The organism is Clostridium sp. DFI.5.61 (assembly GCF_024462915.1).
GTDB classification, from domain to species: Bacteria; Bacillota; Clostridia; order Oscillospirales; family Oscillospiraceae; genus Lawsonibacter; species Lawsonibacter asaccharolyticus.
In genome coordinates this window covers 1-11,949 of record NZ_JANGBZ010000077.1, presented here as the reverse complement: position 1 = coordinate 11,949, position 11,949 = coordinate 1, and the positions used below count along the sequence as shown (strand labels likewise).

At 65.5% G+C, this 11,949-nt stretch carries 8 protein-coding genes; 4 read left to right on the top strand and 4 right to left on the bottom strand.

Going from position 1 to position 11,949, the window contains the following annotated elements; all coding sequences use genetic code 11:
* Nucleotides 1-139: 139 nt before the first annotated feature.
* Nucleotides 140-3,775 (bottom strand): pyruvate:ferredoxin (flavodoxin) oxidoreductase, encoded by a 3,636-nt coding sequence (nifJ, locus tag NE584_RS17985; protein WP_050623376.1) that lies wholly within the window; start codon nt 3,773-3,775, stop codon nt 140-142.
* 372 nt (nt 3,776-4,147) lie between these two features.
* Here nifJ and NE584_RS17980 point away from each other — a divergent pair, with 372 nt between their 5' ends.
* From NE584_RS17980 to NE584_RS17965, 4 genes are all read left to right on the top strand, one after another.
* A complete protein-coding gene (locus tag NE584_RS17980) occupies nt 4,148-5,659 on the top strand; it encodes a YifB family Mg chelatase-like AAA ATPase (RefSeq protein WP_050623375.1) in 1,512 nt (503 codons plus the stop codon).
* A gap of 137 nt (nt 5,660-5,796) precedes the next feature.
* Complete coding sequence (gene thiI / locus NE584_RS17975) at nt 5,797-6,963, top strand: tRNA uracil 4-sulfurtransferase ThiI (RefSeq protein WP_050623374.1); 1,167 nt, start codon at nt 5,797-5,799, stop codon at nt 6,961-6,963.
* Nucleotides 6,964-6,980: 17 nt separating this feature from the next.
* A complete protein-coding gene (locus tag NE584_RS17970) occupies nt 6,981-7,703 on the top strand; it encodes a YjjG family noncanonical pyrimidine nucleotidase (RefSeq protein ID WP_256183393.1) in 723 nt (240 codons plus the stop codon).
* A gap of 40 nt (nt 7,704-7,743) precedes the next feature.
* Nucleotides 7,744-9,003: a competence/damage-inducible protein A gene (locus NE584_RS17965; RefSeq protein ID WP_256183392.1), complete on the top strand. Its 1,260-nt coding sequence runs from the start codon at nt 7,744-7,746 to the stop codon at nt 9,001-9,003.
* Nucleotides 9,004-9,236: 233 nt separating this feature from the next.
* On the opposite strand, the gene NE584_RS17960 is transcribed toward NE584_RS17965, so the two are convergent.
* The 3 genes from NE584_RS17960 to bioB all read right to left on the bottom strand — a co-directional run bounded on the left by NE584_RS17960 (nt 9,237) and on the right by bioB (nt 11,813).
* Complete coding sequence (locus tag NE584_RS17960; RefSeq protein ID WP_108980435.1) at nt 9,237-10,022, bottom strand: 4Fe-4S binding protein; 786 nt, start codon at nt 10,020-10,022, stop codon at nt 9,237-9,239.
* Between the two features lie 210 nt (nt 10,023-10,232).
* Nucleotides 10,233-10,808 (bottom strand): biotin transporter BioY, encoded by a 576-nt coding sequence (locus tag NE584_RS17955; protein WP_256183391.1) that lies wholly within the window; start codon nt 10,806-10,808, stop codon nt 10,233-10,235.
* A 54-nt stretch (nt 10,809-10,862) separates the two neighbouring features.
* A complete protein-coding gene (gene bioB / locus NE584_RS17950; protein ID WP_256183390.1) occupies nt 10,863-11,813 on the bottom strand; it encodes a biotin synthase BioB in 951 nt (316 codons plus the stop codon).
* Nucleotides 11,814-11,949: the final 136 nt, after the last annotated feature.

The window sequence follows — 11,949 nt, the reverse complement described above, 5'->3', positions numbered from 1 at the left end:
CGGCCAGGGGGCCTCCAGAAAGATCCGGAGGCGGTAGAAGTCCCGCAGGGCGGGGGGGGGGGCGGAGGCCCCCCCCCCCCGCCCCCCGGGGGGGGGGGGGGGCGCTCTTCTCATTTTTCGCGGGCGAGGGATCTTACCCTTACACCTCGTACATCTTGACCATGCGCTGGAGCTTCTCGTAGCGGGCTTTGGCCTCCTCCTCGTTCTGAGCGAAGAGTTCCTTGGCGCGCTCGGGGAAGGAGCGGGTCAGGCTGGAGTAACGGGCCTCGTTCATCAGGAACTCCTGATAGCCGCCTGCGGGCGCCTTGGAGTCCAGAGTGAAGGGATTCTTGCCCTCCGCCTTCAGGGCGGGGTTAAAGCGGAACATATTCCAGTAGCCGCACTCCACGGCCTTCTTCATCTCGGACTGGCAGTTGGCCATGCCGCCCTTGATGGAGTGCATCTCACAGGGGGCGTAGCCGATGATGAGGGACGGGCCGTGGTAGGCCTCGGCCTCCTGGATAGCCTTCAGGGTCTGGTTCATGTTGGCGCCCATAGCCACCTGGGCCACATAGACGTAGCCGTAGGTCATGGCGATCTCCGCCAGGCTCTTCTTCGCCACTGTCTTGCCGGCCGCGGCAAACTGAGCCACCTGGCCGATGTTGGAGGCCTTGGAGGCCTGTCCGCCGGTGTTGGAGTACACCTCGGTATCAAAGACGAAGATGTTCACATCCTCGCCGGAGGCCAGCACGTGGTCCACGCCGCCGAAGCCGATGTCGTAGGCCCAGCCGTCGCCGCCGAAGATCCACACGGACTTCTTGTTCAGGTACTCCTTCTCGTCCAGGATCTCCTTGACCAGCTTGCATGCCTCGCACTGACACAGCGTCTCGCCCTTGGCCTGCAGCTCCTTGCCGAAGGCCTGGATCTCGGCCTTGTCACTGGCCAGCAGCTCGTCCACCGTGCACAGGCCGGCCTCCAGAGCCGCCACATAGGCCTTGGCAGCCTCCTGGTTGGCCTGGCCGTCCTCCATAGTGTCCAGCCACTTCTGGGCGGCCTCCTTCAGCTCAGGACGGGCCCAGTCCACCGCGATCAGGGCCTCGGTCTTGGCAGCCAGCCGGTTGCGGATGGCCTTCTGTCCCAGATACAGGCCCAGACCGTGCTCGGCGTTGTCCTCAAACAGGGAGTTGGCCCAGGCGGGACCCTTGCCCTCGGCGTTGACGGTGTAGGGAGAGGTGGCAGCCGGACCGCCCCAGATGGAGGAGCAGCCGGTGGCGTTGGAGATATACATCCGGTCTCCGAACAGCTGGGTGATGAGACGGGCATAGGCGGTCTCGGCGCAGCCGGCGCAGGAGCCGGAGAACTCCAGCAGCGGGGTGCGGAACTGGCTGCCCTTGACAGTCAGGTCGGCCATATCCTCCTTCACGGAGACGCTGGCCACCATGTAGTCAAAGACCTCCTGCTGAGCGGCCTGGCTCTCCTGGGAGACCATGGTCAGGGCGTTGGTGGGGCAGATGTTGGCGCAGACGGAGCAGCCCATGCAGTCCAGGGGGCTGACCGCCATGGCAAACTTGTACACGCCCTTGCCCTTGCCCGCCTTCACATCCACGATCTTGGCCGCATCGGGGGCGTTCTTGGCCTCCTCCTCGGTCAGGGCATAGGGACGGATGGTGGCGTGGGGGCACACGTAGGCGCACTGGTTGCACTGGATGCACTTGCTGGAGTCCCACTCAGGCACGCTGACAGCCACGCCCCGCTTCTCATAGGCGGAGGCGCCCTGCTCGAAGGTGCCGTCTGCGTGGTCTACAAAAGCGGAGACAGGCAGGCTGTCGCCGTCCATGCGGTCCACGGGCTCCAGGATGTTCTCCACCATCTTCACCAGCTTGGCAGGGCCGGACAGGACACTCTCCTTGGGTGCATCCTGAGCATCCTTCCAGGAGGCAGGCACCGTGAACTTCTTGAAGGCAGTGGCACCGGCGTCGATGGCCTTGTGGTTCATATCCACCACGTCCTGGCCCTTCTTCAGGTAGGAGTGGGTGGCCGCGTCCTTCATATACTGGATGGCCTCGGTCTGGGGCATCACGTTGGCCAGGGAGAAGAAAGCAGACTGGAGAATGGTGTTGGTGCGCTTGCCCATGCCGATCTTGGCTGCCAGGTCGATCGCGTCGATGGTGTAGACCTGGATGTCATTTTCCGCGATGTAGCGCTTGGCCACGGCGGGCATGTGCTTGTCCAGCTCCTCATCGGACCACTGGCAGTTGATGAGGAACACGCCGCCGGGCTTCACGTCCCGGACCATGGGGAAGCCCTTGAGGATATAGGAGGGGTTGTGGCAGGCCACGAAGTCAGCCTTATTGATATAGTAGGAGCTCTTGATGGGCTTGTCGCCGAAGCGCAGGTGGCTGATGGTCACGCCGCCGGTCTTCTTGGAGTCATACTGGAAGTACGCCTGCACATACTTATCGGTGTGGTCGCCGATGATCTTGATGGAGTTCTTGTTGGCACCCACAGTGCCGTCGCCGCCCAGGCCCCAGAACTTGCACTCGATGGTGCCCTCGGCGGCGGTGTTGGCGGACTTGCTCTCCGGCAGGGAGAGGTTGGTCACATCGTCCACGATGCCGATGGTGAACTGGCGCTTGGGCTCGGCCTTGGCCAGCTCCTCATAGACAGCAAACACGCTGCGGGGCGGGGTGTCCTTGGAGCCCAGGCCGTACCGGCCGCCCACAACGGTCTTGTCGGTAATGCCCGCATTGGTCAGCGCGGTGACCACATCCAGGTACAGGGGATCGCCCAGGGCGCCGGGCTCCTTGGTCCGGTCCAGCACGGCGATCTTCTTTGCGGTGGCGGGGATGGCAGCGATGAGCTTGTCGGCCCGGAAGGGGCGGTACAGGCGCACCTTGATCAGGCCCACCTTCTCGCCGTGGGCGTTGAGGTAGTCGATGACCTCCTCGGCCACGTCGCAGATGGAGCCCATGGCGATGATGACCCGGTCAGCGTCAGGGGCGCCGTAGTAGTTGAACAGCTGGTAGTTGGTGCCCAGCTTGGCGTTGACCTTGCCCATATACTCCTCCACGATGGCGGGGAGGGCGTCATAGTAGGTGTTGCAGGCCTCGCGGTGCTGGAAGAAGATGTCGCCGTTCTCGTGGGAACCGCGCATGGTGGGCCGCTCGGGGTTCAGGGCGCGCTTGCGGAACGCCTCCACGGCGTCCATGTCCACCATCTCGGCCAGGTCCTTGTAGTCCCAGATGGCCACCTTCTGGATCTCGTGGGAGGTGCGGAAGCCGTCGAAGAAGTTGATGAAGGGGACGCGGCCCTTGATGGCAGCCAGGTGGGCCACGGCGCCCAGGTCCATGACCTCCTGCACATTGGATTCGGCCAGCATGGCAAAGCCGGTCTGGCGGCAGGCCATCACGTCAGAGTGGTCGCCGAAGATGTTCAGGCTCTGGGCGGCCACGGTACGGGCAGACACGTGGAAGACACCAGGCAGCAGCTCGCCGGCGATCTTGTACATGTTGGGGATCATCAGCAGCAGGCCCTGGGATGCGGTGTAGGTGGTGGTCAGAGCGCCCGCCGCCAGAGAGCCGTGGACAGTGCCGGCGGCACCGGCCTCAGACTGCATTTCGATGACCTTGACGGTGGTGCCGAAGATGTTTTTCTGGCCCTGGGCCGCCCACTGGTCCACATAGTCGGCCATGGGGCTGGACGGCGTGATGGGGTAGATACCGGCTACCTCGGTAAACGCGTAGCTGACATAGGCCGCCGCGTTGTTGCCGTCCATGGTCTTGAATTTTCTAGCCATAGAGAATCCCTGCTTTCTTCCAATTTTCTGGGCCCGGCCATCCCGCCCCGGTCCCTGTTCTCCTGTGGGATGTATGTCTCCTCCCGCCGGCCCGGCGGGCCGCCTGCCTTGGGTCGGGATGGCGGTCAGCTCCCCGCGGTCAGGCGTCCGGGCACAGCGATCCCGCCCCTCCCTGTTTTGGAGCGGGCGGTCTCTTCTCAGACAAAGCTAGTTTATCATCTTTTCCCCCATTTGTAAATCGGGCTGGAGCGATTTCCCCCGATTTCCGGAAGAAAAATACTGGCATCCGTTGCAAAGGATGGTGCCGAAGGAGTAAAATGTACCAAACGGGGACAATTTGTGTTCCATACTCCCGCCAAGGAGGATGTGCCTATGGTATTCCAAGTGCGCTCTCTGGGGCTCCAGGGGGTCTCAGGCTATGAGGTGAGCGCCGAGTGCGACCTGTCCAGCGGCCTGCCCGCCTTCACCCTGGTGGGCCTGCCCGATGCGGCGGTGAACGAGGCCCGGGAGCGGGTGCGCTCCGCCATCAAGAACTGCGGCTTTCAGTTCCCGGTCAGCCGCATCACTGTCAATCTGGCCCCCGCCCATGTGAAGAAGTCAGGCACGCTGTACGACCTGCCCATCCTGGTAGGCATCCTGGCCGCCGGCGGGCAGCTGAAGGTGCGGGACCCGGACTGCGCCTTTGTGGGGGAGCTGTCCCTGTCCGGGGAACTGCGCCCCGCGGCGGGCATCCTTCCCATGGCATTGGCCGCCGGGCGGGCTGGCATCCGCTCTCTCTTCGTTCCGGAGGCCAATGCCGCCGAGGCCACCCTGGCCGGCGGTCCCGCCGTTTACCCTGTCCGGGACGTGGCCCAGCTGGCCCGGCATCTCACCGGAGAGGAGCCCATCCCCCCGGCCCGCCCCTGGGTACCCGGCCCCGGCCCAGAGCCCGCCCCCGACTTCTCCGAGGTGAAGGGGCAGGAGAACGGGAAGCGGGCCCTGGAGATCGCCGCGGCCGGCGGCCACAACCTGCTCATGTGTGGTCCTCCCGGGTCTGGCAAATCCATGCTGGCCCGCCGCCTGCCCTCCATCCTCCCCGATATGAGCCGCTCTGAAGCCCTGGAGGCCACCGAGATCCACTCGGTGATGGGCCTCACCGACCCGGACCACCCCCTCATCAGCCGCCGCCCCTTCCGTTCCCCCCACCACACCATCTCCCCCATGGGGCTGGCAGGGGGCGGCACCAATCCCAGGCCGGGTGAGATCTCCCTGGCCCACCACGGGGTCCTCTTTCTGGACGAGCTGCCCGAGTTCTCCAAGGAGGTGCTGGAGGTGCTCCGCCAACCCCTGGAGGACGGGCAGGTGCAGATCTCCCGGGCCGCCGGCTCGGTGACCTATCCCAGCCGGTTCATGCTGGTGTGCGCCATGAACCCCTGCAAGTGCGGCTGGTACGGCCACCCCAGCGGCCGCTGCCGCTGCACGGAGCAGGAGGTGCGGCGCTATCTCTCCCGCCTGTCCGGCCCCCTTCTGGACCGCATCGACCTGTTTGTGGAGGTGGCCGCCCTGGAGTTCGGTGAGCTGGCCCGCCGCGCCCCGTCGGAGCCCTCCTCCGTCATCAAGGGCAGGGTGGACCGGGCCCGGGACATCCAGCGTGGGCGCTATGGGGACGCCTCCTGCAACGCCCGGATGGGCCAGCAGGAGCTAGACCGGTTCTGCGCCCTGGACTCGGAGTGCCAGCGGCTGATGCAGGGGGCCTTTGACCGGATGGGGCTCACCGCCCGCAGCTATGACCGCATCCTGCGGGTGGCCCGGACCATCGCTGACCTGGACAGCAGCACCTCCATCCAGCTCCCCCACCTGGCCGAGGCCCTCCAATATCGTCCGCCGGAGTACCTGCGGCGGTAGGATGTGCCCTGCATAGGGCACGCGCCGGAGGGACATCCCCGGACAGATCCGAGACTTTCTCCGCTCCCGCTGGACATCCCCGGCGCTTTCCGATATAATGCCTGTGAAGCGAATCGATGGAAAGGATCTTACACATAATGAACGAAATCATTCTGCTCAAGCTGGGTGAGATGGTCCTCAAGGGGCTCAACCGCCGCAGCTTCGAGGACAAGCTCCAGGCCAACCTCCACCGCCGTCTCCGTCCCTTCGGCCAGTTCCGGGTGTACACCCGGCAGTCGGCCACCTACGTGGAGCCCATAGGCGAGGGCTGCGATGTGGAGGGGGCCTATGAGGCCCTGAAGCACGTGTTCGGCATCGTGGGTCTGTCCCTGGCCCGCCCCTGCGGGAAGGACAAGGACGCCATCCTGGCCTGCGCCAAGGAATTTCTGGACGACCAGCTCCGCGCCGCCCGCACCTTTAAGGTGGAGACCAAGCGGGCAGACAAGACCTTCCCCATGACCTCCATCCAGCTCAGCCAGTATGTGGGCGGGGAGCTCCATGAGGCCTATGACAACCTGGAGGTGGACGTCCACCATCCCGAACTCACCGTCTACGTGGAAGTGAGGGACTACGCCGCTTACGTCCACACCCAGCCCCAGCCCGGCGCCGGCGGCCTGCCTGTGGGCATCAACGGCCGGGCCGTCTCTCTGCTCTCCGGGGGCATCGACTCCCCTGTGGCCAGTTGGATGATTGCAAAGCGGGGGGTGGCCCTGGACATGGTCCACTTCTTCTCCTATCCCTACACCTCCCTCGAGGCCAAGGAGAAAGTGCTGGAGCTGGCCCGCCTGCTCACCCCCTGGACCGGGCGGCTCACCGTCCACGTGGTGCCCTTCACCGCCATCCAGGAGGAGCTGCGCCGCTCCTGCCCGGAGGAGCTGTTCACCGTCATCATGCGCCGCTTCATGATGCGCATCGCCCAGGAGGTGGCCCGGCGGTGCGGGGCTAAGGCCCTGGTCACCGGTGAGTGCCTGGGCCAGGTGGCCAGCCAGACCATGGACGCCATGCTGGTCACCGGCGCGGTGGTCGATCTGCCCATCCTGCGCCCTGTGGTGGGGATGGACAAGGAGGAGATCGTCCAGATCGCCCGGAAGATCGGCACCTTCGAGACCTCCATTCTCCCCTATGAGGACTGCTGCACCGTCTTCACGCCCCGTCATCCTCGTCTGCGGCCCCTGCCCGGCGAGGTGGAGTTCGCCGAGGAGAAGCTGGACATCCAGGCGCTGATCCAAGCCGCGGTGGACGGCATCGAGCGGGTCCAGGTCTGAGGGACAGGAGGCGCGATATGGCACAGATCAACGTGATCCTCTGGGACGTGGACGGGACGCTGCTGGACTTCTCGGCAGCGGAGCGGCGGGCTCTGGAGGATTGCTTCCGCTCCTTTCAGATGGGCCCCTGCACGCCGGAGCTGCTGGCACGCTACTCCCAGATCAACCGGACCTACTGGCGGCGGCTGGAGCGGGGGGAGCTGACCAAGCCCCAGGTCCTGCTGGGCCGCTTTGAGGAGTTTTTCGCCCAGGAGGGGCTGAACTGCCGGGACATCCCCGCTTTCAACCAGGAGTACCAGCTGCGCCTGGGGGACACTGTGGTGTTCCGGGATGACGCCGGTTCTCTGGTGGCCCGGCTGAAGGGTCGGGTACGGCAGTACGCAGTGACCAACGGCACCCGGGTCGCCCAGGAGCGGAAGCTGTCCCGCTCCGGCCTGGACCGGATGCTGGACGGGGTCTTCATCTCTGAGATCGTGGGGACCGAGAAGCCGGGGGCCGCCTTTTTTGACGCGGTATTCTCCCAGATCGACCCCTGCTGCCGGGACGAGGTGATGATCGTGGGCGACTCCCTCACCAGCGACATGCAGGGGGGACGCAGCGCCGGCATCCTGTGCTGCTGGTACAACCCTCTGGGGGAGCCCCGCCCGGCAGACCCCCGCATCGACTATGACATCCGGGACCTGCGCCAGGTAGAGCAGATCCTGGACCGGGCCGGGGCGGCGGAAGCCCCCGCCCCCTGACTGGAGCGCCGCCAATCTCATTTTCCTGGAGGTCTTTTTCATGTCTCATACTGTAGAGATCCTGTCCGTGGGCACTGAGCTGCTGCTGGGCAACATCGTCAACCTGGACGCCCAGATCCTCTCCCAGGGGCTCAGCGCCCTGGGCCTGAACGTCTACTGGCACACCGTGGTGGGGGACAACCCCCAGCGGGCCCGGGAGGCGGTGGCTGCCGCTAAGGGGCGGGCTGATATCATCATCACCACCGGGGGGCTGGGCCCCACCTGTGATGACCTGACGAAAAACGTGTTGGCCGAGGCGTTTGGAAAGAAGCTGGTGTTCCACGAGCCCTCTGCCCAGCGCATCCGGAATTATTTTGCCCGCACCGGGCGGCCCATGACGGAGAACAATCTTCAGCAGGCCATGCTCCCCGAGGGCTGCACCGTCCTGGTCAACGACTGGGGCACCGCCCCAGGCTGCGCCTTCCAGGCGGAGGGCTGCCACGTCATCATGCTCCCCGGCCCCCCCAGCGAGTGCCGTCCCATGTTCCAGCACCGGGTGGTCCCCTACCTTCAGGCCCTGTCTGAGGGAGTCATCGCCTCCCACACCCTGAAGCTGTTCGGCATCGGGGAGTCCCAGATGGAGGCCCAGCTCCGGGACGAGATGAACGCCATGTCCAACCCCACTCTGGCCCCTTACGCCAAGGAGGGGGAGTGTGAGCTGCGGGTCACCGCCAAGGCACCCACCATGGAGCAGGCCCAGGCCCTGCTTCTGCCCAAGGTGGAGGAGCTGAAGGCCCGCTTCGGCACCCGGGTGTACGGGGTGGATGTCTCCTCTCTGGAGGAGGTGGTGGAGGACCTGCTTCGGGAGAAGGGCCTCACCCTGGGCTGCGCCGAGAGCATCACCGGCGGCCTGATGGCCAAGCGCCTCACTGACATCCCCGGCTCCTCCCAGGTGTTTCGGGGCGGGGTGGTCTCCTACACCAATGAGGTGAAGGCGGGCGTACTGGGGGTGCCCCAGCACCTGCTGGACCAGTTCGGCGCAGTCTCCCCGGAGGTGGCCCGGGCTATGGCCGATGGAGCCCGGAGGCTGCTGGGCTGCGACATCTCCCTGTCCGCCACCGGCGTGGCCGGCCCTGGAAAGGACGAATGGGACCACGAGGTAGGCACCGCTTTCGTGGCCATCTCCACCGCCGAGGGCGCCCATGTCCGCGCCCTGAACCTGGGCAGCCGCCCAGTCCGTGCCCGTCTGCGTACTCAGACCGCCCACCACGCCTTTGATCTGGCCCGGCGTTATCTCAGCGGCCTGCCCTTCGAGGACTGATCCCGCCCCCCGATCAAACACCGCGCCCCGGAAGAGAACGTCTTCCGGGGCGCGGTCTGCTTTTTCGCTGGATTTTTCGCCGGACAACTGGGGCAGGTGCTCCATCAGCCCCCTGAAATCCCGGATCTCCTCCACGCCGTCCGGGACCGTGCGCTGCATCACCTCATAGAAGACAGGCCCGTCCTCACAGGCCACCGTGCCGCAGAGGTCTAAAAACTGTTTTGATCATCGTCTCACCTTCCGTAATACAGCTCCGGTTCCCGGCGGGGGGACAGCAGCCGCCCCTCCAGCCCCTCCACCATCTTGGGAAAAGCCGGACCGGCCACCGCCCGCGCCCCCGCCGGACAGCTTTTCACACAGGCCAGACAGGAGATGCAGCGGCCCGTGTCAGTGCTCCGGGGGGATTCCGGAGGGATGGCTCCCGCCGGGCACCGGGACACACACGCCATGCATCGGGTGCAGCTCTCGTCCCCCGCGGGGTGCACCTCCACCCGCCTGGCCGGCCGGTAGGGCCGGTCCCCCGGCACCGTGAGCCGGCAGGTCCTCCAGTCCGGCCGCTCCAGCAGCGCCCGGACCCCCGCGGCAAATTCCCGCACCTTTTCCAGGTCCGCCCCATCCGGCCGTCCGGCCCCGATGCGGCCGGAGAAGGTGTGAGGGGCGATCCAGGCCCCCGCCGCGATCCCGTGGAATCCATGGGCCTGACAGATGTCCTGCTCCTCCAGCAGGGCGTCCTCAAAAGCTCTGTTGCCGTAGCTCACATTAAAGACCGCCGGGGTCCCGTCCCCCCGCAGGCGTTCAAAGATCCCGCCCTCCAGCTGGGGCAGCCGCCCCGCATAGACCGGCGCCCCCAGGATCACCAGATCCTCCGGGCCAAAGACATGGTCCCGCGCCCGCTCCTCCCGCGCCGTCAGATCGATCTCCTCCGCCTCGCAGGAGAGCAACCCGGCCAGCGCCGTAACATAAGCTCTCGTCCCCCCTGTTGGGCTGAAATACACCCCATATACCTTTCCCTGCAGCATAGGTCTGCCCGCCTTTCTCTCCAAAATTTGTTTTCCTGCTGACACTGTACCTCTCTTTGTCTGGCCTGTCAACCTCCGGCACAGGGAGGCGGCGGCCGCTCTCTTAGAAGAGAGCGGCCGCCGCTGTCTGCCCTGTCCGGATGATTTAGTTTTATGCGGGGCCTGCCGCCGTCCTCTAGGCCTCCCCGCCGGACGGCTGAGAGAAGCTGGTCATCCCCGATACAGTCCCGCTTTCTCCAGCCGGGAGCGGATCATGGGGCCCAGCGCCATGGCGATCAGCATTTTGACCAGGTCGCCGGGGATGAAGGGGAACACGCACAGCCCCAGGGCAGCCCCCACGGAGGAACCGGCCTGGAAGCAGTACCAGGCGGTGCCGAAGGCATAGCACACTGCAGTGCCCGCGATCATGCCGGCCAGCTGGATGCCCCGGTTCCGGAAGCGGTCAATGACCACGCCGGCGATCAGTGCCATGGGGATGAAGCCCACGATATAGCCCCCGGTGGGGCCCAGCAGCCTGCCCATGCCGCCGGTGAAGCCGGAGAACACCGGCACGCCCACCATGCCGATCAGCACATAGACCAGATAGCTCACTGTCCCCCGCTTCCACCCCAGCAGATAGAGAGACAGGTAGATGGCCAGATTTGTGAAGGAGATGGGCACCGGTCCGATGGGGATGGACATGGGCGCCAGGACACAGGTCACCGCCGCCATCACCGCGGTCATGGACAGGCCGTAGATCTTGCTCTTTTTCTGGACCGCCCCGGCGGTCATGGGTTCGTGGCTCATAGTTCTGATTTCCTTTCCTTATCGTTTGGGGCGTTTCTCCTGCCCCGCTGTCGCTCATACCTGGTAGCCCAGTCCCAGCAGCATGGCCCGGTCCCCCGCCATGCTGGTCCCGGTGGTGGTGAGCATGTCCCCGGTGATGGCCGCGTTGGCCCCAGAGCGGAACAGCTCCGCTCCGCCGTCCAGGAACTGCCCCCGGCCCGCCGCCATCCTGATCCATGCGGTGGGGTTGATGTACCGGAAAAAAGCCACGGTGCGCAGCACGTCCTCGTTGGAAATGGGCTCCATCCCCTCATAGGGCGTGCCCGGGATGGGCCGCAGGAGGTTCAGCGGGATGGAGCTGATCTCCAGCTCTGCCAGGCTGACCGCCAGGTCCAGGCGGTCCTCCCAGCTCTCTCCCATGCCCAGTATGCCGCCGGAGCACACCTCCAGCCCCGCCGCCCGGGCCCGTTGGATGTTGGTCACCTTGTCCTCATAGGTGTGTGTTGTGCACATCTGTGGGAAGTATCGCCGGGAGGTCTCCAGATTGGCGTGGCAGCGCTCCACCCCCGCCTCCTTCATGCGCCGGAACTCCTCCTCGGTCTGGAGGCCGTGGGAGGCGCACAGCTTCAGCCCGCTCTCCCGATGCAGCCGGGCGTAGGCCTCCAGGGCCTGCTCCAGCTCCATCCCCTTCAGGCTGCGCCCGGCGGTGACGATAGAGAAGCGGTGGACGCCCCCCGCCTCGTTCCGTCTGCACTCCGCCACAATCTTCTCCAGGGGGAGGAAGGGATACTCCTCCACCTGGGTGCCGTAGTGGCAGGACTGGGCGCAGAACTTGCAGTCCTCGCTGCACCGGCCGCTCCGGCCGTTGATGATGGTGCACAGGTCCGCCCGGTCCCCGCACAGGGCCTGCCGGATCTGGTCCGCTCCCGCCCGCAGCTCCTCCAGGTCCGCCGTCAGGAAGACGGCCAGGTCGTCCCGGCGGTTCAGCCTTCTGCCCGAGATGATCTCCACTGCCAGCTTTTTCACGCCTATCCCCTCTCTCAATTGTAAACCGTTTTTCTGCAATAGTTTACCACTGCCTCCCCGGATTGTCAACTTTATTTTTTTTCGGTTTACTATTGTGAAACAGCAGAGGGGACTGCCGGGATATCGGCGGCCCCCT